The sequence below is a fragment of the Rhodoblastus sphagnicola genome (assembly GCF_002937075.1).
GTDB classification, from domain to species: domain Bacteria; phylum Pseudomonadota; class Alphaproteobacteria; order Rhizobiales; family Beijerinckiaceae; genus Rhodoblastus; species Rhodoblastus sphagnicola.
The window spans coordinates 53,844-78,992 of the sequence record NZ_NHSJ01000123.1 but is presented as its reverse complement, the minus strand read 5'-3'; the positions used below and the strand labels follow the sequence as shown (position 1 = coordinate 78,992).

Below are 25,149 nucleotides of genomic sequence, written 5' to 3'. Positions count from 1 at the left end.
CGCCAGCCCCGCCAGCGCCAGCCCCGCCAGCCCCAAGCCGGCGCCGGAGGGTTTCGATCTCCGCCGTGGCGCGGAAGGCCCGCCGGTCGCGGAGGACGTCTCCGACGCCGGCGACGCGCTGTCGCCGCAGGAGCGGCTACGCGCGCTGGCCGGCAATGTGGATCGCATCGAGAAAAAACAGGTTTCGGCGCTGGAAAATTTGCGCGCGCCCGCCGCCGCCCGCGCCGAAAACCTCCGCCTCGCCTTCGCCGAGGCCGGATTGCCGCTGGAGCGCCTGCTGCGCCATGCGACCGCCGCCAAGCCGACGGCCGACGCCGTGGGCGGCCCCTATGAGCCCGCTGGCGGCGCCTCAGAACCTGCTGGCGGCGCCTCAGAACCCGCTGGCGGCGCCTTCGAGCGCGCCTTTGCCGAGGTCAACCGCAGCATGACGCTGATGGACGGCTTGCGCCGCGCCCTGCCCTACGCGCCGCTGCGCCAGCCCCTGCCCGGCGCGCTCGACGTCACCTCCGTGTTCGGCTATCGCGCCGATCCGTTTCTGGGCCGTCCGGCGCTGCATTCCGGCATGGATCTGCGCGCGCCTTACGGCGATCCCGTGCGCGCCACGGCGAGCGGCCGCGTCACTGTCGCCGAGGCGTCCGGCGGCTATGGCAATCTGGTGGAGCTGGATCATGGCGCGGGCCTCGCCACCCGCTACGGCCATCTGTCCGAGATCGAGGTGAGCGACGGCCAATGGGTCGAGGCCGGCGCGATCGTCGGCCGCATCGGCACGACCGGGCGCTCCACCGGAGCGCATCTGCATTATGAAGTGCGGGTGGACGGGGCCGCCGTGGACCCCAGCCGCTATCTCAAGGCCGGACGGCTGTTGACCGCCGGGCTGTGACCGATCACGCCCGCGGCTAGACGCGCGCCGCCTCGGCCGCCGCGCGAATGGCGGCGATGTTCTTGCCATAAACTTCGGGGGCGTCGACCGAACCGCCCTTGAACACGGCGGAGCCGGCCACCAGCGCGTCGGCGCCGGCCGCGACCACCAGCGGCGCGGTTTCCGGCGTAATGCCGCCGTCGATCTCGATATGGATGGGGCGGTCGCCGATCATGGCGCGAATCTGGCGCACCTTCTCGACCTGCGAGGCGATAAAGCTCTGGCCGCCAAAGCCGGGGTTGACCGTCATGACCAGCACGAGGTCGATGCGGTCGAGCACGAATTCGAGGACGTTCGCGGGGGTCGAGGGATTGAGCGACACGCCCGCCTTCTTGCCGCAGCCGCGAATGAGTTGCAGCGAGCGGTCGAGATGCGGGCCGGCTTCGGCGTGGACGGTGAGGATGTCAGCGCCGGCGTTGCAAAAGGCCTCGATGTAGAGATCGACCGGCGAAATCATCAGGTGGACGTCCATCACGCCCTTGATGTGTTTGCGGATCGCCGCGCAGGTGGCGGGGCCGAAGGTGATGTTGGGGACGAAATGGCCGTCCATCACATCGACATGGACCCAGTCGGCGCCCTGCGCCTCGATGGCGCGGCATTCCGCGCCGAAATTGGCGAAATCGGCGGACAAGATGGAGGGCGCGATCTTGATGCTGCGGTCGAACAACATGGGGGGCTTTCTTTCAAAGGCTAATGAAGGCCTGGGCGCGGCTCCCTCTCCCCGCTTCGGCGGGGAGAGGGGACTGGTCGTGCGCTTATCTCACTTCGCGGCGAACGCCAGCTTCTCGCGCCAGCCGGGGTACAGCGTGTCGGCGTCGGCGGGAAAGCTGTGGAAGGCGCGGGCGAGTTCGATGTGGTCCTTGGCGTACTCCACCGGATCGGCCTTGGCGCGCCAGCACTGCTCCGCCTGGCGCAGCGAGACCGCGCCCTTGGCGCCGCCGTCGAGATGGCCGAAGGCGCCGCCGCCGGCCGTCATGATCAGGTTGGAATGGCCGAGATTTTCGAAGAAGCCGGGCATGCGCAGCGCATTCATGCCGCCGGAGATGATCGGCGTGGTCGGGTTAAAGCCCAGCCATTCCTGATGGTAGAACGGGCCGTCGGCGCTGTCCTGCGTGAGCATGTAGGCAATGTTCTTGTCGGACGCATCGCCCTCCATCTTGCCATAGCCCATGGTTCCCGTGTGGATGCCGGAAGCGCCCTGCAAGCGGGCCATTTTCGACAGCACGAAGGCCGTATAGCCGCGCTTGCTTGAGGGCGAGGTCACGGCGCCGTGGCCGGCGCGGTGATAATGCAGATATTGCTTGGGGAAGCGCCGGCGCGCGGTGGTGATCGCCGCCGGACCCGCCACATAGCCGTCCACCAGGAAGGCGACATGGTCGGCGTTCGGACCAAAGGTTTCCAGGATATATTCGCCGCGCGCCACCATTTCATGATGGTCGTCGGCGGTGATGTTGAACGAGAACAGTTTGGCCTGCCCGGTCTTGTCCTGGGCGCGGATCATGGCGTCATTGACGAGGCGCGCGGTTTCCTTGAACGGCGCGAACACCTGGTTGCCCTGCGGTTCGTCGTTCTTGATGAAATCGCCGCCCAGCCAGAAATCGTAGCAGGCGTCGGCGAAGGGTTTGGGGCGCAGGCCGAGCTTGGGCTTGATGATGGTGCCGACGATGAAGCCGCCATCGACCACGGGACGACCGAGCACGCGCCACAAATCCTTGATGCCGGTGGACGGGCCGTCGAACAGCTTCAAATAGGCCGGCGGCACGTAGAAGTCGTGCATCTTGCCGTATTCGATGTCGCCCATGCCCTGGTTGTTGCCGATGGTCAGCGTCAGGAACGACGCGATCATGGCGCGGCCGTCGATGATGTTGCGGTCGAACAGCTCGACGGGATAGGCGATCTTCATGATCTCGTTGGCTTCGTCGATCTCGTAAACCAACGCATCCACGCCGCGGGTGAAATCGTCGGTGGTGGAGACTTCGACATTGGTGCCGGTCGAGGATTCGGCGGCGAAATGCGCGGCGGCGGCGAGATAGGGGCCGTGGCCGGGCTTGTACATCATCTTGTAGGCGCACAGGACGTGCTGGCCGCCGGCGATGAGGTCGGCTTCCTTCAGGTTCAGATTGGCGTAACGAGCTGACTGGTCCATTTTTTTCTCCACTAAGGGCGTGCGAAAAACTCAATTCACTCGGCGGCGACTCACTCCGCGGCAACTTGGGCCGGGATCTCCGGATCGAGCGCGCCGGACGCATAACATCTGGCCATCTCGGCCATGGGCTTCACCTTGATGTGTCCGGCCTGCCCGGCGCAGCCGAACGCTTCGAAGCGGTCGCGGCACACCTTGCTCATCGCGTCCATGGCCGGTTTCAGGAATTTGCGCGGGTCGAATTCCGACTTGTTCTTGTTGGCCACGCGGCGGAATTCCGCCGTCGCCGCCAGACGCAGATCGGTGTCGATATTCACTTTGCGCACGCCGAACTTGATGCCGCGCACGATCTCTTCCACCGGCACGCCATAGGTCTCGCGCATTTCGCCGCCGTTGGCGTTGAACAGGTTGCGATATTCCTCGGGCACCGAGGACGAGCCGTGCATGACCAGATGCGTGTTGGGGATTTTCTCGTGGATTTCCCGGATGCGGTCGATGGCCAGCACGTCGCTGGTCGGCTTTTTCGTGAATTTGTAGGCGCCGTGCGAGGTGCCGATGGCGACCGCCAGCGCGTCCACCTTGGTCGCGGCGACAAAGCGTTGCGCCTCCTCGGGATCGGTCAGCAGGCTGGCGCGGTCGAGCTTGCCCTCAAACCCGTGGCCGTCCTCGGCCTCGCCATGGCCGGTTTCGAGCGAGCCGAGACAGCCGAGTTCGCCTTCCACCGACGCGCCGACCATATGGGCGAGGCGCGCGACTTCGGAGGTGATGGCGACGTTATAGTCGTAGGTGGCCGGCGACTTGCCGTCCTCCATCAACGAACCGTCCATCATCACCGAGGAAAAGCCGTTCTGGATGGCGGACAGGCAGGTGGAGACCCGCTCGCCGTGGTCCTGATGGATGCACAGCGGAATTTCCGGATACATCAGCTCCAGCGCCTCCATCATCTTGGCGAACATGATGTCGCCGGCATAGGCGCGGGCGCCCCGGCTGGCCTGGATGATGACGGGCGCGTTGGTCGCGCGCGCCGCCTCCATGATGGCCAGCGCCTGTTCCATATTGTTGACGTTGAAGGCGGGGACGCCATAGGACCGCTCGGCGGCGGCGTCGAGAAGCTGGCGAAGTGTGATGCGGGCCATGGGGTCTCCAGTTATCTTTGCGCGTGACGGCGCCTGCCTTCTCCCCATGGGACGTTCGCAAGAACGTCCGTCTTTCGACGTCCTATGGCGGGAGAAGGCGGCTCGCGGCGGAAGCCGCGAGACGGATGAGGGGTTCTTTCAAGCAACGAAGGTCGAGGCGGCGCCCCCTCATCCGGCGCTTCGCGCCACCTTCTCCCGCAAGGGGAGAAGGCAGCCAACGATCAGCCGATCAGCTTTTTCGCGGCTTCGGCGACGGCTTCCGCCGTAATGCCGAAATGCTTGTAGAGTTCAGGCGCGGGCGCCGAGGCGCCGAAGCCTTTCATGCCGATGAAGTCGCCGTTGTCGCCGAGCCAGCGATCCCAGCCGAAGCGCAGGGCCGCCTCGACACCGACGCGCGGCGCCGTTCCCAGAACCTGCTTGCGGTAGTCGGCGCTCTGCGCCTCGAACAGCTCCCAGCAGGGCATGGAGACGACAGCCGCCTTCTTGCCCTGCGCGGCGAGCAGATCGGCGGCGGCGACCGCGATCTCCACCTCGGAGCCGGTGGCGAGCAAAGTCACATCGCGCGCGCCATCGGCTTCGCGCAGAACGTAAGCGCCCTTGGCTGTCAAATTTTCGCTCGCGCTCACCCGCTGCGGCTGCAAGGCCTGACGGGTCAGGGCCAGCACCGAAGGGGTCTTTTCGCTGGCCAGCGCGATGGCCCAGGCTTCCGCCGTCTCCACCGCATCGGCCGGACGGAACACCAGCAGGTTCGGGATGGCGCGCAAGGCCGCGACCGTTTCCACCGGCTGGTGGGTCGGGCCGTCCTCGCCAAGGCCGATGGAATCATGGGTCAGCACGTAAACGACACGGACGCCCATCAGCGCCGAAAGGCGAATTGCGCCGCGCATGTAGTCGGAGAACACCAGGAAGGTGCCGCCGTAGGGAACGAAACCGCCATGCAGCGCCACGCCGTTCATGGCCGCAGCCATGCCATGCTCGCGGATGCCGTAATGCACGTAACGGCCGCCGTAGGAACCGGGAGCCACCGATTCCAAGCCCTTGGTGATCGTCAGGTTGGAATGGGTGAGATCGGCCGAGCCGCCGAGCGTGAGTTCGGTCGCGCCATTGATGGCGGCCAGCGCCACTTCCGACGCTTTTCGCGTCGCCAGCTTCGGCTTTTCCGCGACATGCTTGGCGATCAGCGCCTTCAACGCCTCCTGCGCCTCCGGAACCTTGCCGGAGATCTGCTTGTCGAATTTCGCCGCCTTGGCCGAGGCGCCATGGCGCTTGGTCCATTCCGCATGAGCGGAAAAACCCTTTTTCGCGACCTTGCGCCATTCGGTGAGGATCGGCTCCGGCACGACGAAAGGCTCGTAGGGCCAGCCCAGCGCCTTGCGGGCGCCGGCGATTTCTTCCGCGCCGAGCGCCTCGCCGTGGGCCTTGGACGTGCCGGCGCGGGTCGGCGCGCCGAAGCCGATGATGGTCTTGCAGGCGATCAGCCAGGGCTTGTCGCTATTTTTGCGCGCGTTTTCGATGGCGGCGGTCAGTTCGGCCTCGTTATGGCCGTCCACCCGCACCGTGTTCCAGCCGGCGGCTTCAAAGCGCTTGAGCTGGTCCATCGAGGTGGAGAGGCTGGTGGCGCCGTCGATGGAGATCGAATTGTCGTCCCACAACAGGATCAGCTTGCCGAGCTTCAGATGGCCGGCGAGGTCGATGGCCTCGTGCGAAATGCCTTCCTGCAAGCAGCCGTCGCCGGCGATCACATAGGTATAGTGATCGACCAGATCATTGCCGAAGCGGGCGTTGAGCAGGCGTTCCGCCAGCGCCATGCCGACGGCGGTGGAAATGCCCTGGCCCAGCGGTCCCGTGGTGGTTTCGATGCCCTTGGCGTGGCCATATTCCGGGTGGCCGGCGGTGCGGGAGCCGAGCTGACGGAAATTCTTCAATTGCTCGATCGGCATGTCGTCATAGCCCAGCAGATAATGCAGGGCGTAGATCAGCATGGAGCCGTGGCCGGCCGACAGCACGAAGCGGTCGCGGTCGGGCCAGGCCGGATCGGCCGGATCGATGTTGATGAATTTGGTGAAGAGCACGGCGGCCACGTCGGCCATGCCCATGGGCATGCCGGGATGGCCGGATTTGGCCTTTTCCACGCCATCCATCGCCAGGGCGCGGATGGCGTTCGCCAAATCCTTGAAGGGTACGGCGGTCGCCTTGTCGGCTGATACGGCCTGGTTCATGGAATTATCCTTTCGATCCGTCGCTTACCTGGGTCAATGCGCCAAAATTCACTTGGCTCTCCGGCCACGTTCGACCAACCGGGTGATCAGAGGGGTTAGAATGAGTTGCATGGCCAGATCAAGCTTGTCGGCGGGAATGACAATCGAATTGGCGCGGCTCATCCAGGAATCGTGGATCATGTTGGTGAGATAGGGGAAGTCGATGCCGCGCGGATTGCGGAAGCGGATCACCACCAGCGACTCGCCGGCGGTGGGAATCCAGCGGGCGATGAAGGGGTTGGAGGTATCGACGACCGGCACGCGCTGGAAATTGATGTCGGTCTGGGTGAATTGCGGGCAGATGACATGCACATAGGCGTGCATGCGGCGCAAAATTGTGTCGGTGACGGCTTCCGTGGTGTAGCCGCGGGCGTTGCGGTCGCGGTGGATCTTCTGGATCCATTCGAGATTCATCACCGGGACGACGCCGATCTTGAAATCGGCATGGCTGGCGATGTCGATGTCGTCCTGCTTCACGGCGCCATGCAGGCCCTCGTAGAACAGCAGATCGGAGCCTTCGCCGATCTCGCGCCAGTCGGTGAAATGGCCGGGGGCGACGCCGTGAATTTCGGCCTCCGCATTGTCATGGACATAGGTGCGCGACTTGCACTTGCCGGTCTCGCCATAGGTCTTCATCGCGGTTTCGAGTTCGGCGAGCAGGTTGGCGTCCATGGAGAAATGGCTGAAGGTGGCGTCGCCGCCCTCCTTGCGCTTGGCCATTTCCGCCTTCATGTCGGCGCGGTTGAAGCGGTGGAAGGCGTCGCCCTCGATCGAGGCGGTGGCGTAGCCCTCGCGGCGGAAAATCTGGTCGAACGTGTGCTTGACGGTCGAGGTGCCCGCGCCCGAGGAGCCGATGACGGAAATGATGGGATGCTGAATCGACATTTCTATTATCCGTGGGTCAGACGTGGAACAGGCCGCGTTCGCCAAACAGCGGCGAAGGCGTGCGCTCGAAGTTGGTGTCGGTGTAATAGGTCGCGATGCGCGTGACCTTTTCCGCCGACCCGAAAATCAGCGGGGTGCGCTGGTGCAGGGTGGAGGCCTGCTTGTCGAGGATGCGGACGAAACCATCGGTGGCGCCGCCGCCGGCCTGCTCGGCCAGCAGAGCGATCGGATTGGCCTCGTAAAGCAGGCGCAACCGGCCGTGCTCATAGCCCTTGCGCTCGTCGGCCGGGTAAAGGAACACCCCGCCGCGCACAAAAATGCGATGGGTTTCGGCCACCAGCGAGGCGACCCAGCGCATGTTGAAATCCTTGCCGTGCGGCCCCGAGGCGCCGGCGACGCAATCGTCGATGAAGGTGCGGATCGGCGGGATCCAGTGGCGGTAGTTGGAGGCGTTGATGGCGTATTCGCGAGTGGTCGGCGCGATTTTCAAGCCGTCCCCGATCAGCTTGAAGGTCTTGTCGGCGGGATCGAGCACGAAATGGGCGACGCCCTCGCACAAGGTGAACACCAGCGCGACATGCGGCCCATAGACGACATAGCCGCCGGCGACTTGCTCGTGGCCCGGACGGAAGAAGCTTTCCGTCGCGCCTTCGGGAGAGGCGCGGAAGATCGAGAAGATCGTCCCGACGGAAATGTTGGCGTCGATGTTGGACGAGCCGTCGAGCGGATCGACCGCGACGGCCAGGGCGCCTCCGGCTTTGAGCGTGAGGATCGCCTCCTCTTCCTCGGAGGCGTAATAGGCGACATCGGCCTGTTGCAGCGCAGCGATAATTTTCTGGTCGGCGATGACGTCGAGGGCGCGCTGCTGGTCGCCATCGGCGTTGGCGGCGCCGATTTGCGCGCCCAGGCTGCCCTGGAGCGGGCCGAGCAGAACGGCGTCGGCGATGGCGGCGCCGGCTTGCGCGAGCACGGCGACGCATTGGGCGACGGTGGCGCGGTCGGCGTCGCCGCCCGCCCATGCGGTCAGATAGGCATCAAGGCTTTCGCCCCCGGCGTGGGTGGCCGGCGCAGGAATCGCGGTCATGGTTTCGTCCTGTTCAGGCGCTTCCGTTATTGCGGTTGCGCGGGCGCCAGAGCGGATGTTCCCGTCGGCGGCGTCGCTAAATAACGCGCGACGAGGGGATAAATAAATTTAAAAATTTGGAATATCGTTTTAGATTATCTAAAAGCAGCGCTGGGAAGAGAAATTCATGCCCGACTTTCGCGGATTGACCCGCCGACACTTGCGCGCTCTGTCCGCGACGGTCGAACGCGGCTCGGTGAGCGGGGCGGCGATCGCGCTCGGCGTCACGCCGCCCGCGATCTCCACGCAATTGAAACTGCTGGAGGAAATGGTGGGCGCGCCGCTGTTTCACCGCGACAGCGCCGCGCCCTTCGCCCCGACCGAAGTCGGCGCCGAGATCCTGGGCCTGGCCCAGGATTTCGAGCGCCTCACCTCGCGCGCGGGCGACCGCATCGACGCGCTGATCTCCGGCGCCACGGGCTCGGTGGCGTTCGGCGTGGTCTCCACCGGCAAATATCTCGCCCCCTATTTCGTCGCCGCCTTCAACCGCGCCTTTCCCGACATTCGCGTGACGCTGGAAATCGGCAATCGCGAGGAGATCATCGCCGGTCTGGAGCGCGACGCCTATGACGTGGCCATGATGGGGCGCCCGCCCGCCCATATCCGCGTCGAAACCGCCACGCTCGGCGATCACCCCCACGTCCTGATCGCGCCGCCGGGCCACAGGCTGGAGGGCGACAATGAAATCCTGGCCGACGACCTGATCGACGAACGTTTTCTCGCGCGCGAGCCGGGCTCCGGCACCCGCGTGCTGATGGAGCGTTTTCTCGCCCGCCTCGGCGGCGGACGACCGTTCAACGTGGTGGAAATGGGGACCAACGAGACCATCAAGCAATCGGTGATGGCGGGGCTTGGACTGGCCATCATCTCCGCCCACACCTGCCGCATGGAGCTTCACGACCGCCACCTGATCACGCTGCCGGTGACCGGCCTGCCGCTGGTGCGGCAATGGTTTTTGCTGACCCGGCTCGAGCCGGCGCCCAGCCGCGCGGCGATAAAGTTTCGGGATTTCTTCATCGCCAACCGCGCGGCGCTGTGGCCGAAGTTTTAGGCCGCGAACGCGCCGGCGGAGCGGAGCGCGGCGGCGCAACGCCGCCGCGCGGAAAAATCAGTGATACCAGCAGCCGTGATGGTGGCGGTGGCGGTGGCAATGGCGATGATGGGGATAGAGGAAGCCGGGGCCGACGCAGGAGCGATACCAGTGGTAGCCGCTCGGACCCATCCGATAGCACCCGGCCTGGGCCACGTCGCTCGCAAGCGTCGCGCCGAACAGGACGACGGCGATCAGGGCAAGTTTTTTCATTTCAATCTCCATTGCCAAGGACAAAACCACGCCGCTACGCAGGCGCGAACAGAAAACGGCCAGGAACGAGGAAAGTTGCGCGCCCGCCCGCCTTCCTTTCGTCGCCCCTTCGTTCACGCCAATCGTTTCATCCGCGCCGATCCGGTTGAGGCGGGCGCCCCTAAAATATCAACCGGGAGACGCCGCCGAACCGGCCAGCAACCCGCCGTCGATATTCACTTCCGTTCCCGTCACATAGGTCGCTTCGTCGGACGCGAGAGTGACCGCGATCGCCGCGACCTCATCAGGCATCCCAAACCGCTTCAGCGGCGTGTCGGCGACCAGCGCCCGCATCCTGGCCTCTCGATCCGGACCCGAGCCAAGCATCGGCTCCCAAATCGAGGTCAGTATCGCCGCGGGGTGGATCGAGTTGCATCGAATCGTCCAGCCTTGCTGAGCGCAATAGAGCGCCACCGTCTTGGTATGGTTGCGGATGGCCGCCTTCGATGAGGCATAGGCGCCGGCGAGCGGGATGCCGACCAGGCCGGAGCGCGACGAAATGTTGATGATTGAGCCGGCGCCTTTCCCCTTCATCGCGCCGATCGCGTAGCGACAGCCCAGGAACGTCCCGTCGAGATTGACCCGATGGACCTCCCGCCAGTCCGCGAGGCTGGCATGTTCGGGATCGTGGGCCGCCATGCCCTGTTCAAATCCTGTCACGCCGGCATTGTTGACCACAACGTCGGCCATGGGGACGCATCCGGCCAGCCGCAGCCAGTCGGCCTCCTCCCGCACGTCGAGCTTTTCAAAACGGCACCCGATTTCCGCGGCGGTCGCGGCGCCGGCGGTCTCGTCAAGATCGGTGACGATGACGATGGCGCCTTCGTCATGAAAGCGGGCGGCGATCGCGCGGCCGATGCCGCGCGCGGCGCCGGTGACGACGCACGTCTTCGTGTTCAGTCTTTGCATGATATCCTCGAAACAGAGTCCAGTCGGCGGATCGCTCCGCTGGCGCGTGTCTTGCCGCTCTAGCGGTGACGCTGGATCATTTCGAAAACTCCCGAGGACGGGTCTTTTTACGCCGCTCCATCGGGTTGGGCAACATCGGGTCGGCGCGACGTCCGGACGCACCGCATGGCGCGCCAAGGCCGCCTTTCCGTTTGCCCGCGCGGCGCCCTCTAACCCTCCGGCAGTCCCTTACGTTGACGCATCAGCAGGTCGAGGAAGGCGCGCGCCGGCGGCGACAGTTTCTTGGCCCGAAGATGCGCCGCATACCATTGCCGCTCGATCGGAAAGCCGCGCACGTCGAGTTCGCGCAAATGGCCGGAGGCGGCGTCGAGCGCCAGCACGTGACGCGACAGAGCGGTGAGGCCGAGGCCCGCCGCCACCACCTGTTTGATGGTTTCATCCGAGCCAAGACTCATGCGGATGAGCGGGCTGACGCCATGGCGCTCGAAAAAGCGCTCGATCGCCTGCCGCGTGCCTGAACCGGCCTCGCGCAGGATGAACGGCTCCTGCGCCAGCCGTTGCGGCGAAATATCCGTTTCGCCGCACAGCGGATGTTGCGCGGGCGCGATGACGACCAGCGGATTGTCCACCACCGGAAAGGCGACCACGTCAAGCTCGTCCGGGACTTGGCCCATGATGTAGAGATCGTCGAGATTTTCGCGCATGCGCTGGAGAATCTGGTCGCGGTTGACCACCTCCATCACAAATTCAATGTTGGGGTGGGCGCGGCAGAAATCGCCAATGAGACGTGTGGCGAAATAGCGCGCCGTGGTGATCATGGCGACGCGCAGGGTTCCGCGCTCAACCCCCTGCAATTCCGCGATCTCCATGCCGAGCAGGTCGAGCCGCTCGATCATGTCGCGCGACGCCGTGGCGACCGCCCTGCCCGCCTCCGTAAGAAACAGTTTTCGCCCGACCTGCTCATGCAGCGCCGCGCCGAAACTTTCCGACAATTGCTTGATCTGGATGGAAAAGGCCGAGGGCGTCATATGCAGCTCCTCCGCCGCCCGCGTCATGTTCATGGTGCGCGCGAGCGCGGCGAACAGGCGCAACTGGTGAAGCGTGATCCGGCGCAGCATCGTTTTACTCTAGTATAAGGCTACCTTCAAAACAATGAACTTAACCAAAATCATTACGCGACGTAGGTTCCTGCCCAAGCCAACGCCAAAGGGAGCGCATCGATGGAAATCACCAAGGAAATCAAGGGTAAGGAACGTTACAAGGCCGGCGTGCTGAAATATGCGCAAATGGGCTATTGGAACGGCGACTACGAGCCCAAGCCGACCGACCTCATCGCCTTGTTCCGCATCACGCCGCAGGACGGCGTGGACCCCATCGAAGCGGCCGCCGCAGTGGCCGGCGAATCCTCCACCGCCACCTGGACCGTGGTCTGGACTGACCGCCTCACCGCCTGCGATTCCTATCGCGCCAAGGCCTATCGCGTCGATCCGGTGCCCGGCCAACCCGGCCAGTATTTCGTTTATGTCGCCTATGATTACATTCTGTTCGAGGAAGGCTCGATCGCCAACCTCACCGCGTCGATCATCGGCAATGTGTTCTCGTTCAAGCCGCTCAAGGCGGCGCGGCTGGAGGACATGTATTTCCCGCCGGCCTATATCAAGACCTTCAAGGGTCCGCCGACCGGCATCGTGGTCGAGCGCGAGCGTCTGGATAAATTCGGGCGGCCGCTGCTGGGCGCCACCACCAAGCCGAAGCTCGGGCTGTCCGGCAAGAACTATGGCCGCGTCGTCTATGAGGGTCTCAAAGGCGGCCTCGACTTCATGAAGGACGACGAGAACATCAACTCTCAGGCCTTCATGCACTGGCGCGACCGCTTCCTCTATTGCATGGAGGCGGTCAACAAGGCCTCCGCCGAAACCGGCGAGATCAAGGGCCATTATCTCAACATCACCGCCGGCACGATGGAGGAAATGTACCGCCGCGCCGAACTGGCCAAGCAGCTCGGCTCGGTGATCGTGATGGTCGATCTCATCGTGGGCTATACCGCGATCCAGTCCATGTCGGAATGGTGCCGCCAGAACGACATGATGCTGCATTTGCACCGCGCCGGACACGGCACCTATACGCGCCAGAAAAACCACGGCGTGTCGTTCCGCGTCATCGCCAAATGGATGCGGCTGGCGGGCGTCGATCACATCCACGCCGGCACCGCCGTGGGCAAGCTCGAAGGCGACCCGAAAACCGTGCAGGGTTTCTACAACGTCTGCCGCGAGGCCGTGACCCAGCAGGATTTCGAGCGCGGCATTTTCTTCACCCAGGACTGGTGCGACATTCGCAAAGTCATGCCGGTGGCCTCGGGCGGCATTCACGCCGGGCAGATGCACCAGTTGCTCGACCTGTTCGGCGACGATGTGGTGATGCAGTTCGGCGGCGGCACCATCGGGCATCCGATGGGAATTCAGGCCGGCGCCACCGCCAACCGCGTCGCGCTGGAGGCCATGGTGCTCGCCCGCAACGAGGGCCGCGACATTGCGACGGAAGGCCCGGAAATTTTACGCGCGGCGGCGAAGTGGTGCAAACCGCTGGAAGCCGCGCTGGATACCTGGGGCAACATCACCTTCAACTACGCCTCCACGGACACGTCGGATTTTGTTCCGACCGCGGCGGTGGCTGCGGAGTAAGTGGCGCTGCCCGAAGCGTAGCTACCCCACGCACGTCATGCCCGGCCTTGTGCCGGGCATCCACGCCGAGCAGCTATGCTCAAGCATCGAACATTTTGCGCTGTATCGCCGCGTGGATGACCGGGACAAGCCCGGCCATGACGACATCAAGCCAGATCGCTACCAACACATTCTCGTGATTCCAGGAGGATTTCCCATGCGCATCACCCAGGGCTGCTTCTCTTTCCTGCCCGATCTCACCGACGAGCAAATCCGCGCGCAGGTCGAATATTGCCTGAGCAACGACTGGGCCATCGGCATCGAATACACCGACGATCCCCACCCCCGGAACACCTATTGGAACATGTGGGGCAACCCCATGTTCGACTTAAAAGACGCCGCCGGCGTGCTGATGGAGCTGGACGCCTGCAAGAAGGCCAATCCCGACGTCTACATCAAGCTGATCGCCTTCGATTCCACCCGCGGTTTCGAGACGGTGCGCACCGCCTTCCTGGTGCAGCGGCCAAAAGTGGAGCCGCATTTCACCATGACCCGCACCGATGTCGCCGGCCGGTCGATGAACTACACGCTCGCCACTGTGCAACCGTAACTTTTCTCCCCGATGGGGCCGGTTCGGCTTGCCGGCCGGCCCCTGTTTTTCAGGATACCGTCCATGCCCGAAGCCGATGCGCTCCCCGTCGCCGCGCCGCAAAAAATCGATCTGGCGGAAGATTTCCAAAGCTCCGGCGTCGCCGAGATTTTGCGCGAGCTGGACGAGGAATTGATCGGCCTCGCGCCGGTCAAACAGCGCATCCGCGAAACCGCCGCGCTGCTCCTCGTTGATCGCGCGCGCGTAAAACTCGGCCTCGCCCACGAGACCCCGACGCTGCACATGAGCTTTACGGGCAATCCCGGCGTCGGCAAGACCACGGTGGCGCTGAAAATGGCGGGGCTTCTGCACCGGCTCGGCTATATCCGCAAGGGCCATCTGGTGTCGGTGACGCGCGACGATCTCGTCGGCCAGTACATCGGCCATACCGCGCCGAAAACCCGCGAAGTCCTGAAAAAGGCCATGGGCGGCGTGCTGTTCATCGACGAGGCGTACTATCTCTACAAGCCAGACAACGAGCGCGACTACGGCCAGGAGGCCATCGAAATCCTGTTGCAGGTGATGGAGAACCATCGCGACGATCTCGTGGTCATTCTCGCCGGCTATGCCGACCGCATGGACAAGTTCTTCGCTTCCAATCCGGGCTTTCGCTCGCGCATCGCCCATCACATCGAATTTCCCGATTACACCGATGCGGAACTGCTGCGCATCGCGGAAACCATGCTGGGGCGCAACGAATATGCCTTCGACACGGGCGGACGCGACGCCATGCGCGCCTATATAACCGCGCGGCGCGCCCTGCCGCATTTCGCCAACGCCCGCTCGATCCGCAACGCGCTCGACCGCGCCCGGTTGCGGCAGGCCAATCGCCTGTTCGAGGCCGGCGCGCCGGTGGACGCGCAAACCCTCTCGACCCTGACAGAGGCCGACATCAGCGCCTCCAGGGTGTTCGGCGGCGGTCTCGCGCACGAGCGCAGCGAGGGCTGAGGCGGAGAGTGCTGGTCCGCCCCACCCCCAACGACAAAAAAGCCGCCTTTCGGCGGCTTTCATGTTTTGCGCGCGACGTCACTCCGCCGCTTCGACCAGGATGGCCGCTTCGACTGGGATGGCCGTTTCGACTGGGATCGGCTTCTCGACCTCGGCGGCTTCGTTGCGCGCCAGCGTCGTGTCGCTCGCCATGGCGCCGAGCACGCCGACGCCGAGACGATGCAACAGCACGGTCCGGCCGTTGGCGAAGCGCACGCCGTCATGGTGCAGGCCCTCTTCGATGCGGGCGAACACCACGCTTTCGACCGGCCCGATTCCGAGATCCTGTTGCAGGTCCGGAGGCAGGTTTTCGAGGGTCAGTCTGGTTCCATAGCTCACGCAGACGGCCGTGTCGCAGTCGCCCGGCGCGGCGAAACCCATCGAACCGCTGGGAAAGCGCGTCGTGACATAGACCTCGTTTTCCCGCGCCTGGCGGGTCGCATAGAATTCAAGCGAATAATCGCACATGTGCAGCTCCAGGGTTGGCGTCGCCCCGTCCGTCCAACGCGCGCCCCGTCAGGGCCGCGCGTCTCGCGCATTGGTTCGGCCGTCTCGCCTGGACGAGGCGTGGAGGCGGGGCCTTTGCCACACCAAACCCGCGACACGGCAAAAGGTTGCACCGCCAACACCAAAGCGTCGCTTTTTCCGCGCAACGCCAACGGGCTGACTCGGCCGCGCGCGCCGCCAGTCTCAAAACGAAAAAAGCCGCCTCGCGGCGGCTATCCTGGATTCCCACGAGGGCATCGTCCGTGAACCCAGGCTATATCGGGCTTTATCTTCTTTTTTTCTCTCCCCTTGTATTCCAAGCCCGATGTCCAGCTCGCGCCGGATTCAATTAATCTTCGGACGAAGATGAGCGTAAGCTGCGCCGAACACAATGCGTAGTTCTACGTAGTCGCCGTAGGCCGGCCGTCGCCGCTGGGAGAGGGCCGCCCCTCTCCCAGCGGTCCTTTTTTGCTTCAACGGCGCGGAATGTCATAAGACAAGCTTTCCCCGCTTCAAGTGAAGCGGGGAAAGCTTTAGTGTGGCGCATGTCACTGATTCACGGCTGTTTCGCCCTTGTCGTCCTGCTCGGCGTCGCCGGCCTCCTCTCCGAGAACCGCCGCGCCATCTCGCCGCGAATCGTTGTCGCCGGCGTCGCGCTTCAGGTGGGGCTGGCCATCCTGTTGCTGAAAGTCCCCGCCGCGTCCGCCGCGATGGCCTGGCTCGCGGGCGGCGTCGGCGCGCTCGACCGCGCCACCGAAGCCGGGACCGGTTTCGTGTTCGGCTATGTCGGCGGCGCGCCCCTGCCCTTCGACCTCAACGGCAAGGGCTCGACCCTGGTGCTGGCCTTCCGCGTCTTTCCCATGATCCTGGTGGTCTGCGCGCTGGCGTCGCTGCTGTTTCATTGGGGCGTGCTGCAACGCGTGGTCGCCGGCATGGCCCTGGTGCTGCGCCGCGCGCTCGGCGTCGGCGGGGCGCTGGGAACCGGCGCGGCGGTCAATGTCTTCGTCGGCATGATCGAATCGCCGATCCTGGTGCGGCCCTATCTGGCCAACATGCATCGCGGCGAATTGTTCTCGCTGATGAGCGTGGGCATGGCGGGCATAGCCGGCACGGTCATGGCGATTTACGGCCATATCCTCAGCCCCGTCGTTCCCGACTCCTTCGCCCATATTCTCACGGCAGCCCTGATCTCGGCGCCGGCGGCGATCGCGGTGGCCGCGATCATGGTTCCGTTTCCGGCGAAAACGGAGCCGGACACGCCGCTGGTCGTCGCCGACCCGCCGCGCAACGCGCTGGAAGCGATTTCGCGCGGAACCAGCGACGGCATCGTGATCCTCGCCAATGTGCTGGCGTCCATCGTCGTGCTGCTGTCGCTGGTCGCGCTGGCCAACAGCGCGCTTGGCGCCCTGCCCGACTTTTTGGGCGCGCCGCTGTCGTTGCAACGGTTGTTGTCCTGGCTGTTCCTGCCCTTCGCCTGGCTGATCGGGATCGAACCCGCCGACCTCGCCACCAGCGCCAAACTTCTGGGCGAGAAGACGGTGCTGAACGAATTCGTCGCCTTCCTCGACCTCGCGCGCGAATCCGCGCTGAGCCCGCGTTCTCGGCTGATCCTGACCTATGCCTTGTGCGGCTTCGCCAATTTCGGCTCGCTCGGCATCATGGTCGGCGGCCTGAGCGCGATGGCCCCGGAGCGCAAGCGCGACGTTATCGCCATGGGTTTTCGCGCGATGATCGCGGGCACGCTGGCCTCGCTGATGGACGGCGCGCTGATCGGCGCCCTGACCTGAACAAAGCGTAAGGACGATTTTATGTTTCCGGCGCGATCTCGCCATTTTTATCCGCGATAAGCCCAAGCATGACTTCGGGGGCGAGCCATCGAAGTCATGTTCGGGCTCCGTTGTTTTAGCAGGATTTTAGTCCAAAAAACGGTGACCCCTTTTCGGGAATCCCGCTTGGCGTCACAGTGATGCTGAAGGTTCGTCATGACCTCGTTTGAACTCATACAATCCGAATCCCCCCGTTTTGAAGTCGGCCGCGACGCCAACGGGTTCTGGATGGCGCGCAGCGCCGACGGCCGCGAGGGCGGCTTGTTTGTCAGCCGCGACGAAGCCGAGAAATTCGTCCGGTCTCGCGGCGCCCTCCTGATCAAGAAGCGCGAACCGGTCAGCCTGTGGCCGCGCCCGTGATCACAGCGCGAAGCCGAGCGTCAGCCGCGCCTTGTGGCGGCTGAATTCGGTCTGGTTGTAATCCTCCAGCCCGCCGGCAACGGGGCGTCCGCCGACCTGAATCGACCAGGCGCCGGCGATGAACAGATTCGGCGCAAGCCGGGCGAAAAAGGTCGGACCAAGATAGACCGCCGTCCCCGCCGGCGCGCCAAGACCCAGCGAGCGCGTGGCGGCATAGGCCTCGACCGCGCCGCCGAGCGAAATTTGCGGCGCCAGCCGCCAGGCCAGCGCCCCTGTCGCGCCGAACAGCGCCCCCCGCGCGGCCGGGGCGCCCGCCTCCCGATCCCATTCGGGCGCATAGAGCAGATTGGCGCCGGCGTAAAACCGCCCGCCCCACGCCGCATCCGCCATCAGCCGCGCCGGCAGCGCAAAACTTCGCGCGCCGCGACCGCTCACGGCGTCGATGCGCTCCCATTCCGGTTGCAGCGACACAGCGAGGCCGATCGGCGCCGAATCGCGCGACAGCACAATGAATTTCGGCTCCACCGACAGGCCGGAAAAATTGACCTGTCGCAGCGGGTCGAGGCCCGCCGCGCCGCGCGTCTGAACCGCCGCGCCGTGAAGGGTCAGTTCATAGCCAAGCCCTTGCGTCAGCGCGCCTTCGGCGGTCGCCTCCTGCTCGGCGGCGCGATAGAGTCCGCCGCCGCGCTTCAAAAAATGCGCGGTGGTGACGAATTCCGCCTCGCGCTCGTCCGGCGCGTTGATGGCCGTCCCTTCGGTGAAGCCGAAAATATGCTTGGTGTCGAAGTCGTCTTTGGTCTCGAATTCTTGCGCGCGCGCTGGCGAGGCGCAGAACGTGGTCCATGCGAGAAAAATAAGGACGCTTCGACGCAAATCCGCTCCCGTTTCGACTCAAGGTTTCGCGCTTCAAGTTAGCAGAATCGCTGTCTTGGCGAACCCGACGCAATTTTGCCTTTTTTGGTTCAGAACCTGTTCAGCGCCACGGGGTCATATTGATAGCGTTCCACGGTCGCCCGAGCGGGCCGCCAACGAGGAGGAACCTGATGAAGCCGAGTTTCAGAACCGTCGTTTTCGCCGCCGTTTTGGCCGGCGCGGGCATAGCGGGCGCGTCGCAAGCCAGCGCCATGCCGCTTGCCGGCGCGGCCCCGAGCGCGAGCGCGCCGGTCGAGCAGGTCGCCTGGGGCTGCGGCCCGGGCTGGCATCCCAATCCCTGGGGCCGCTGCGTGCCCAACCGCCGCTATTGGGGCGGCGGACCATATGGCCCACGTCCCTTCTATGGTCCACGCCCCTTCTATGGCCCGCGTCCCTTCTATGGCCCGCGTCCCTATTACGGCGGCCCCGGCCCGTGGGGCCACCGTCACTATCGCGGCTGGTGACGCGACGCGACGGGCTGAGAGTTGCCGCGAATATGAGGGCCGTCCGCGATCGCGGACGGCCTTGCGCCGGCCCGTCAACCGAACCGCTCGATGGCAAAGGGCGTCGGATCGGCGAAAGGTGTTTCGCCGGTCATCATCTCCGCCAGCAGCCGGCCGCACACCGCCGCGAGCGTGAGTCCATGGTGCTGGTGGCCAAAGTTGAACCACAATCCCTTGTGGCGCGGCGCCGGACCGAGCACCGGCAGCATGTCCGGCAGGCAGGGGCGACAGCCCATCCAGGGCGTTTGCTCGATGCGCTCGCCCAGAGGCGTGAGTTTTCGCGCAAAAACTTCGCTGGTTTCGATCTGGGTGAAATCGGGAGCCGAGTCGCGGCGGGCGAATTCCGCGCCGGTGGTGAGCCTTATGCCTTGCGCCATCGGCGCGAGCAGATAGCCGCGATCGGCGTCGAGCGCCGGCCGCGACAGGCTGGAATCCCCGGCGTGGAAATGGCGATGGTAGCCGCGCTTCACCGCGAACGGAATTTGATAGCCGAGCGGCGCCAGCGCGAGATCGGACCAGGGGCCGAGACATAACACCATTTCCCGAGCAAGCAGCGGCCCCTCCACGGTCGCGACGCCATAACCATCGGAGGCCGGACGCAAACTGGCCGCGTCGCCCCGCAAGAAACGCCCGCCACGGGCCTCGAACAGTTTCAGATAGGCGAGCGTCAGCGCCTGCGGGTCGGAAATCGAGGCGGGGTCGAGATAATGCACCGCGCCGAAACCCTCGCGCAGCGACGGCTCGACCTGTCGAAGCGCCGGCGCGTCGAGGATCGCCACATTCAGGCCAAACGGTCTTATGGCCTCCGCCGCCGCCCTGCCCTGCGCAAAACTTTGCTCGCCGCGAAACAGTTTGAGCCAACCGGTCTTGCGCAGCAGGTTTGATGCGCCAGCCTGCGCCATGAGCTTCTCGTGCTCGTCAAGACAGGCCTCGATCAGCGGACGGACCGACAAAGCGTGGTCGAGCGCGCGGCGCGGCGCGCTCTCGATGAAATAACGCAACAGGAATGGCGCGAAAGCAGGCAGATCGCGCCAATTGTAGCGCGCCTCGTTCAAACCGTTGACGGCGTAAACCGCGAGCTTTTTCACATCGCGCGGGAACAGATAGGGGAAGATCGAGGCGCGCTCGATGAGGCCGGCATTGCCGAACGAAGTCTCCTCCCCCGCCCCGCGCCGGTCGATCAACACCACATCGCGCCCGCGCGTCTGCAAGTGCAAGGCGGCGGCGACGCCAACTATGCCGGCCCCGAGCACGGCGACATCTGCTTTCATCATGGTCTTGAGCCTGCAATACCGGCGCCAGAGCGAACGGCGCATTTATGCACATCTAGGCGGCGATCACGTCAGCAGGGCGACATCATGCGCCCGTCAAGAATCGCACCGTCCATTCGGCGCTTCAACCTTTGCTCACGGAGGGCCGCTTTTCCTGAACGCCGGCCGCAGCGCGCCACGGCGACGGCAGGGCTTGCAACGCAAACGCCTTTGGGGCTAGGGGGAAGCCCAACAGGCAAAACAAAGGCGCGCCCATGATCCCCCGCTATTCCCGCCCCGAAATGGTTTCCATCTGGGAGCCGCAGACCCGGTTCAAGATCTGGTTCGAGATCGAGGCGCACGCCTGCGACGCGCTGGCCGAAATCGGCGTCATCCCCAAGGAGAGCGCGAAAAACATCTGGGACAAGGCCGCCAACGTCACCTTCGACGTCGATCGCATCGACGAGATCGAGCGCGTCACCAAGCATGACGTCATCGCCTTCCTGACCCATCTCGGCGAATTCATCGGGGCTGACTCGCGCTTCGTGCATCAGGGCATGACCTCGTCCGACGTGCTCGACACCTGCCTCAACGTGCAGCTCACCCGCGCCGCCGACATTCTCATAAAAGACATCGACGGCCTGCTCGCCGCCATCGAGCGCCGCGCCTTTGAATACAAGCTCACGCCGTGCATCGGCCGCTCGCATGGCATTCACGCCGAGCCGGTGACGTTTGGCCTGAAAATGGCCGAGGCTTACGCGGAATTTTCCCGCGCCCGCAAACGGCTCATCGCGGCGCGTGAAGAGATCGCGACCTGCGCCATTTCTGGCGCCGTCGGCACCTTCGCCAATATCGATCCGCGCGTGGAGGAGCATGTCGCGGCGAAAATGGGCCTGAAGCCGGAGCCGGTTTCGACCCAGGTGATTCCGCGCGACCGCCACGCCATGTTCTTCGTCACGCTCGGCGTGATCGCCTCCTCGGTCGAGCGTCTGGCCATTGAAATCCGCCATTTGCAGCGCACCGAAGTGTTGGAGGCCGAGGAATTTTTCTCGGAGGGCCAGAAAGGCTCGTCGGCCATGCCGCACAAGCGCAATCCGGTCCTGACCGAAAACCTCACCGGCCTTGCGCGCCTCGTGCGCGGCATGGCGCTGCCGGCCATGGAGAATGTGGCGCTTTGGCACGAGCGCGACATTTCGCATTCGTCGGTCGAGCGCATGATCGGGCCGGACGCCACGGTGACGCTGGATTTCGCGCTGGCGCGTCTGACCAACGTGATCGACAAGCTGCTGGTTTACCCCAAGAACATGCAGCGGAATCTCGATCTGCTCGGCGGTCTCGTGCATTCGCAGCGCGTGCTGCTGGCGCTGACCCAAAAGGGCGCCTCGCGCGAGGACGCCTATAAATTCGTGCAGCGCAACGCCATGCCGGTCTGGCGCGGCGAGGGCGATTTCCTCACCCTGCTCAAGCAAGACCCCGACGTGTCAAAACTGATGAGCGATTCCGAACTCGAAGAGAAATTCGATCTCGGCTATCACCTGAAACACGTCGATACGATCTTCAAGCGCGTGTTCGGTCGCGCCTGAACCAAACGGTTCAATCCGGGTTCATGTTGCGGGGGCGAATATGCCCCCGGTCAATACATGATCCGGAGGTAGAAATGCTGAAGAAACTTTTGGCGGCCGCCCTCGTTGTTACGTCGCTCGGCTTCGTCACCGCCGCGCCGGCCGAAGCAGGCTGGAGCCATCATCGCCATTGGGGCCATCATCACGCTGTGCGCCCGCATCGTCATTGGCGTCATCACCGCCATTGGTGAACCGCACCCCAGGACGAGCGCGACGGTTCACGCCGCGCTCAATAGGTCCCGCCCAGCGTCGAACCGAGGTTGCCGCCGACCTGGTCGAAGCGGTCGCCCAATTCGTCGCGGGTGCGGCCGTCGATGATCGAGAACGGCGCGGAAATCGCCAGGCCCGCCGCCGAACCGACCGTGGCGACGGCGCCGCTTGCCGTGTTCGCCAGCACGCCGCCAAGCCCCGCCTGCTCCGAAAAACTCTGGCCGCCGGCCAGACGCGCGCCGATGGCGCGCACCACTTCCGGGCTTTCGGCGAATTTGGCGTGGCCCAGGCTGTCCGGCGTCTTGATGTCGGTGAGGTCGATCGGCGTGATGCGCTCCTGGTGGAACAGGGTCGCGTAAGGCTCGACATGGGGGTTGACCGCGCCGACGCGCGGCTTGTCGCCCCACACCTTGCGCGAGGCGCGCAGCGCCTGATCGTCGCTGGAGACGAACAAGGTGAAGGGCGGCCGGTTCTCGCCGATCTCCACGATCTGGCGGCGGAACACGTCCACGTCCACATCGGGCGCGGCCAGCATCACCTGCTTGATTTTTGGCGCGATTTTTCTGTCGCGGATCGCCATCTGGCGCAGGGCTTCCAGCGTCACCCAATTGCCCATGGAATGGGCGAGAATGTCGATCTCGCCCACGGCGGGGTCGCGTTGCAGCGTGGCGAGCAGGGCTTCCAGCGCGTCGCGGGAATAGTTCGCGCTCTCGTGGTCGTAGGTATAGCCGAGCAGATTGCCGCGCGAGGGCCAGGTGAACAGGATCGGCGTCGCCTGGAGGTCGGAATCGTGGGCGAACTGTGCGAGGCGGAACACGGCCTCGGGAAAACGGGTGTTGTAGCCGTGGATGAAGACGAGAACGCGGCGGTTGCCGGTCGCGGCGAGGCGCTGGTGGAAGCGGCTTTTCGCCTGCGCCTCGTCGAGCTTTTCGGCGCGCAAGGCGACAAACTGGCGGGCGGGATCGCCCGAAAGGTCGTCGGGCGATTGCACTTCGCCGATGACGCGATTGGCGTCGGGCGGGATCGACACCAGAATGTCGGCGAAATTGTAATTGTTGTCGCGCTCGCCGGAAAACATCTTTTCCGGCTCGGGCGCGGGTCTGCGCGTGGTCGCGACGAGGACGTTGACTTGGCTGGCGCCGGGAACCGTGCCGCTCACGGGCAAAAGGCCGCCGTCGAGCCGTCCGGCGCAGCCGGCCAAAGTCAGGCACATGAGCGCGAGCGCACGATAAAAAATCATCCAAGCCCTTCCAGCGATTAAGCCTTCTAGCATGAACCCGAGATTAACCCAAGCGCGCGCGGCGGTATGTCGCGCGCGCGAACCATGCTAGCATAACACAACTAAAACGGGAGAACGTTCATGCATCTCAATCGACGCGCCATGCTCACCGGACTGCTCGCCTGCCCCGTCTGCGCCGGCCTCGCCCGCGCCGAGGGCGCCGCGCCGCACTGGGCCTATGAGGGCCACGGCGGGGCCGACGACTGGGGCAAACTCGATTCAAAATTCCAGGCCTGCGCCGTCGGGTCCGAGCAATCGCCGATCGATCTGAAAAAGGCGACCAAAGCCGATGTCGGCGCGCTGAAGATCGACTGGGTTCCGGAAGCCAACAAGATCCTCAACAACGGCCACACCATCCAGCTTAATGTCGCCGGCGCCAGTTCGGCCAAGCTCGATGGCGAAAATTTCGTTCTGAAACAATATCATTTCCACACGCCCAGCGAACATGCGCTGGAGGGCGCCCGCACCGACATGGAGGCGCATTTCGTCCACGCCAACGCCGCCGGCAAGCTCGCGGTGGTCGGCGTGCTCATGAAGGCCGGCGCGGCGCACAAGGGTTTTGCGGCGATCATGGCCGCCGCCCCGAAGGCGGAAGGCGAGGCTGCGCTCACCGCCGCCATCGACCCAAAAAGTTTTCTGCCCAAGGGCAAGGCCCGCTTCCGCTATGAAGGCTCGCTGACCACCCCGCCCTGTTCGGAAATCGTCGATTGGAACGTGTTTGAACAGCCCATCGAAGTCGCCGAAAAAGACATCAGGACGTTCGTGGGCCTGTTCCCGATGAACGCCCGTCCGTTGCAAGCCGTCGGCCGGCGCTTCCTGCTCAAGGGCGGGATCTGAGCTAAAAGCCCTTGGCGATCAGGTCGAAGGCCTGCAATTTCGCCAGCAGCGGCTCCAGTTCGTGGAGCGGGATCATGTTCGGCCCGTCGGAAAAGGCCTCGTCGGGGCGGTCGTGGGTCTCGATGAACAGGCCGGCGACCCCGACCGCCACCGCCGCGCGCGCCAGCACCGGCACGAATTCGCGCTGGCCGCCGGACGAGCTTCCCTGCCCGCCCGGTTGCTGCACGCTGTGGGTGGCGTCGAAGATCACCGGCGCGCCGATCTGTTGCGCCATGATCGGCAGGCCGCGAAAGTCCGTCACCAGCGTGTTGTAGCCGAAGCTGACGCCGCGTTCGGTGACGAGCACATTTGCATTGCCGGCATCGGTGATTTTCGCCGCGACATTCTTCATGTCCCAGGGCGCGAGGAACTGGCCCTTCTTGACATTGACCGGCTTGCCGGTGGCGGCGGCGGCCAGCAGCAGATCGGTCTGGCGGCACAGGAAGGCGGGGATTTGCAGGAGGTCCGCCACCTCGGCCACGGCGGCGCATTGCTCCTTCTCATGCACGTCGGTGACGACGGGCAGGCCGAAGGTCTGCTTGATCTCCACAAAAACCTTGAGCGCCGCGTCCAACCCTATGCCGCGCCGGCCGGAAGCCGAGGTGCGGTTGGCCTTGTCGAACGACGACTTGAACACCAGACCGAGTTTGAGGCGCTCGGCGATCGCGCTGAGTTTTTCCGCCATGAACAGGGCGTGGTCGCGGCTTTCCAGCGCGCAGGGACCGGCGATCAGGGCGAAGGGCAGATCGTTGCCGAAACGCGCGGCGCGCGGGCCGGCGCCGATGGTGACGATAGGGGCGGCTTCGGACATGGG

At 64.7% G+C, this 25,149-nt stretch carries 25 protein-coding genes; 11 read left to right on the top strand and 14 right to left on the bottom strand.

The genetic code is table 11. From position 1 onward, the window contains the following. On the top strand, positions 1-880 hold an 880-nt coding region (locus CCR94_RS20170; protein WP_104509619.1), incomplete at its 5' end, for a M23 family metallopeptidase. Between the two features lie 16 nt (positions 881-896). Here CCR94_RS20170 and rpe read toward each other — a convergent pair. The 6 genes from rpe to CCR94_RS20140 form a co-directional block, all read right to left on the bottom strand. Next, on the bottom strand, positions 897-1,589 hold the full coding sequence (gene rpe / locus CCR94_RS20165; RefSeq protein WP_104509618.1) for a ribulose-phosphate 3-epimerase: 693 nt from the start codon (positions 1,587-1,589) through the stop codon (positions 897-899). Between the two features lie 90 nt (positions 1,590-1,679). After that, a complete protein-coding gene (locus CCR94_RS20160) occupies positions 1,680-3,065 on the bottom strand; it encodes a ribulose-bisphosphate carboxylase (protein WP_104509617.1) in 1,386 nt (461 codons plus the stop codon). A gap of 50 nt (positions 3,066-3,115) precedes the next feature. Continuing rightward, positions 3,116-4,198: a class II fructose-bisphosphate aldolase gene (fba, locus tag CCR94_RS20155; protein ID WP_104509616.1), complete on the bottom strand. Its 1,083-nt coding sequence runs from the start codon at positions 4,196-4,198 to the stop codon at positions 3,116-3,118. A 221-nt stretch (positions 4,199-4,419) separates the two neighbouring features. Further along, the gene (gene tkt, locus CCR94_RS20150) at positions 4,420-6,417 is read right to left on the bottom strand and encodes a transketolase (RefSeq protein WP_104509615.1); all 1,998 of its coding nucleotides are present in this window, start codon (positions 6,415-6,417) and stop codon (positions 4,420-4,422) included. A 48-nt stretch (positions 6,418-6,465) separates the two neighbouring features. Beyond that, on the bottom strand, positions 6,466-7,341 hold the full coding sequence (locus CCR94_RS20145) for a phosphoribulokinase (protein WP_104509614.1): 876 nt from the start codon (positions 7,339-7,341) through the stop codon (positions 6,466-6,468). A gap of 16 nt (positions 7,342-7,357) precedes the next feature. Next, positions 7,358-8,425, bottom strand: coding sequence for a class 1 fructose-bisphosphatase (locus tag CCR94_RS20140; RefSeq protein ID WP_104509613.1), 1,068 nt, complete (start codon positions 8,423-8,425; stop codon positions 7,358-7,360). Between the two features lie 166 nt (positions 8,426-8,591). Between CCR94_RS20140 and CCR94_RS20135 the strand changes: the two genes are divergently transcribed. After that, a complete protein-coding gene (locus CCR94_RS20135) occupies positions 8,592-9,515 on the top strand; it encodes a LysR family transcriptional regulator (protein ID WP_104509612.1) in 924 nt (307 codons plus the stop codon). 57 nt (positions 9,516-9,572) lie between these two features. Here the strand turns inward: CCR94_RS20135 and CCR94_RS24720 are convergent, their stop codons facing one another. The 3 genes from CCR94_RS24720 to CCR94_RS20120 all read right to left on the bottom strand — a co-directional run bounded on the left by CCR94_RS24720 (position 9,573) and on the right by CCR94_RS20120 (position 11,833). After that, the gene (locus tag CCR94_RS24720) at positions 9,573-9,767 is read right to left on the bottom strand and encodes a hypothetical protein (protein WP_146090115.1); all 195 of its coding nucleotides are present in this window, start codon (positions 9,765-9,767) and stop codon (positions 9,573-9,575) included. Positions 9,768-9,935: 168 nt separating this feature from the next. Beyond that, positions 9,936-10,715, bottom strand: coding sequence for an SDR family oxidoreductase (locus CCR94_RS20125; protein WP_104509610.1), 780 nt, complete (start codon positions 10,713-10,715; stop codon positions 9,936-9,938). 209 nt (positions 10,716-10,924) lie between these two features. Continuing rightward, the gene (locus tag CCR94_RS20120; RefSeq protein ID WP_104509609.1) at positions 10,925-11,833 is read right to left on the bottom strand and encodes a LysR family transcriptional regulator; all 909 of its coding nucleotides are present in this window, start codon (positions 11,831-11,833) and stop codon (positions 10,925-10,927) included. A gap of 102 nt (positions 11,834-11,935) precedes the next feature. On the opposite strand from CCR94_RS20120, the gene CCR94_RS20115 reads away from it, so the two are divergent. The 3 genes from CCR94_RS20115 to cbbX all read left to right on the top strand — a co-directional run bounded on the left by CCR94_RS20115 (position 11,936) and on the right by cbbX (position 14,972). Then, a complete protein-coding gene (locus CCR94_RS20115) occupies positions 11,936-13,396 on the top strand; it encodes a form I ribulose bisphosphate carboxylase large subunit (protein WP_104509608.1) in 1,461 nt (486 codons plus the stop codon). 196 nt (positions 13,397-13,592) lie between these two features. Continuing rightward, positions 13,593-13,985 (top strand): ribulose bisphosphate carboxylase small subunit, encoded by a 393-nt coding sequence (locus CCR94_RS20110; RefSeq protein ID WP_104509623.1) that lies wholly within the window; start codon positions 13,593-13,595, stop codon positions 13,983-13,985. A gap of 63 nt (positions 13,986-14,048) precedes the next feature. After that, complete coding sequence (gene cbbX, locus CCR94_RS20105) at positions 14,049-14,972, top strand: CbbX protein (RefSeq protein WP_104509622.1); 924 nt, start codon at positions 14,049-14,051, stop codon at positions 14,970-14,972. 78 nt (positions 14,973-15,050) lie between these two features. Here the strand turns inward: cbbX and CCR94_RS20100 are convergent, their stop codons facing one another. Continuing rightward, on the bottom strand, positions 15,051-15,479 hold the full coding sequence (locus CCR94_RS20100; protein ID WP_104509607.1) for a hypothetical protein: 429 nt from the start codon (positions 15,477-15,479) through the stop codon (positions 15,051-15,053). 563 nt (positions 15,480-16,042) lie between these two features. Between CCR94_RS20100 and CCR94_RS20095 the strand changes: the two genes are divergently transcribed. Further along, positions 16,043-17,284, top strand: coding sequence for a NupC/NupG family nucleoside CNT transporter (locus CCR94_RS20095; protein ID WP_104509606.1), 1,242 nt, complete (start codon positions 16,043-16,045; stop codon positions 17,282-17,284). A gap of 195 nt (positions 17,285-17,479) precedes the next feature. Further along, entirely contained in the window at positions 17,480-17,683 is a 204-nt protein-coding gene (locus tag CCR94_RS20090; protein ID WP_104509605.1) for a hypothetical protein, read from the top strand. On the opposite strand, the gene CCR94_RS20085 is transcribed toward CCR94_RS20090, so the two are convergent. Next, positions 17,684-18,556, bottom strand: coding sequence for a hypothetical protein (locus CCR94_RS20085; protein WP_104509604.1), 873 nt, complete (start codon positions 18,554-18,556; stop codon positions 17,684-17,686). A gap of 170 nt (positions 18,557-18,726) precedes the next feature. Between CCR94_RS20085 and CCR94_RS20080 the strand changes: the two genes are divergently transcribed. Next, a complete protein-coding gene (locus CCR94_RS20080) occupies positions 18,727-19,059 on the top strand; it encodes a GCG_CRPN prefix-to-repeats domain-containing protein (RefSeq protein WP_104509603.1) in 333 nt (110 codons plus the stop codon). A gap of 74 nt (positions 19,060-19,133) precedes the next feature. On the opposite strand, the gene CCR94_RS20075 is transcribed toward CCR94_RS20080, so the two are convergent. Then, positions 19,134-20,372: an NAD(P)/FAD-dependent oxidoreductase gene (locus CCR94_RS20075; protein WP_425332349.1), complete on the bottom strand. Its 1,239-nt coding sequence runs from the start codon at positions 20,370-20,372 to the stop codon at positions 19,134-19,136. A 251-nt stretch (positions 20,373-20,623) separates the two neighbouring features. On the opposite strand from CCR94_RS20075, the gene purB reads away from it, so the two are divergent. Continuing rightward, positions 20,624-21,931 (top strand): adenylosuccinate lyase, encoded by a 1,308-nt coding sequence (gene purB / locus CCR94_RS20070; protein ID WP_104509601.1) that lies wholly within the window; start codon positions 20,624-20,626, stop codon positions 21,929-21,931. Between the two features lie 74 nt (positions 21,932-22,005). After that, a complete protein-coding gene (locus CCR94_RS25265) occupies positions 22,006-22,161 on the top strand; it encodes a hypothetical protein (RefSeq protein WP_158254850.1) in 156 nt (51 codons plus the stop codon). A gap of 38 nt (positions 22,162-22,199) precedes the next feature. Here CCR94_RS25265 and CCR94_RS20065 read toward each other — a convergent pair whose 3' ends face one another. Continuing rightward, positions 22,200-23,420, bottom strand: a complete 1,221-nt coding sequence (locus CCR94_RS20065) for an alpha/beta hydrolase (protein ID WP_104509600.1) — start codon at positions 23,418-23,420, stop codon at positions 22,200-22,202. Positions 23,421-23,540: 120 nt separating this feature from the next. Between CCR94_RS20065 and CCR94_RS20060 the strand changes: the two genes are divergently transcribed. Further along, complete coding sequence (locus tag CCR94_RS20060) at positions 23,541-24,296, top strand: carbonic anhydrase (RefSeq protein ID WP_104509599.1); 756 nt, start codon at positions 23,541-23,543, stop codon at positions 24,294-24,296. Position 24,297: 1 nt separating this feature from the next. Here the strand turns inward: CCR94_RS20060 and kdsA are convergent, their stop codons facing one another. Beyond that, positions 24,298-25,146 carry a 3-deoxy-8-phosphooctulonate synthase gene (gene kdsA, locus CCR94_RS20055; protein ID WP_104509598.1) on the bottom strand — a complete coding sequence of 283 codons (849 nt, stop codon included), beginning with the start codon at positions 25,144-25,146 and terminating at the stop codon, positions 24,298-24,300. Positions 25,147-25,149 lie beyond the last annotated feature (3 nt).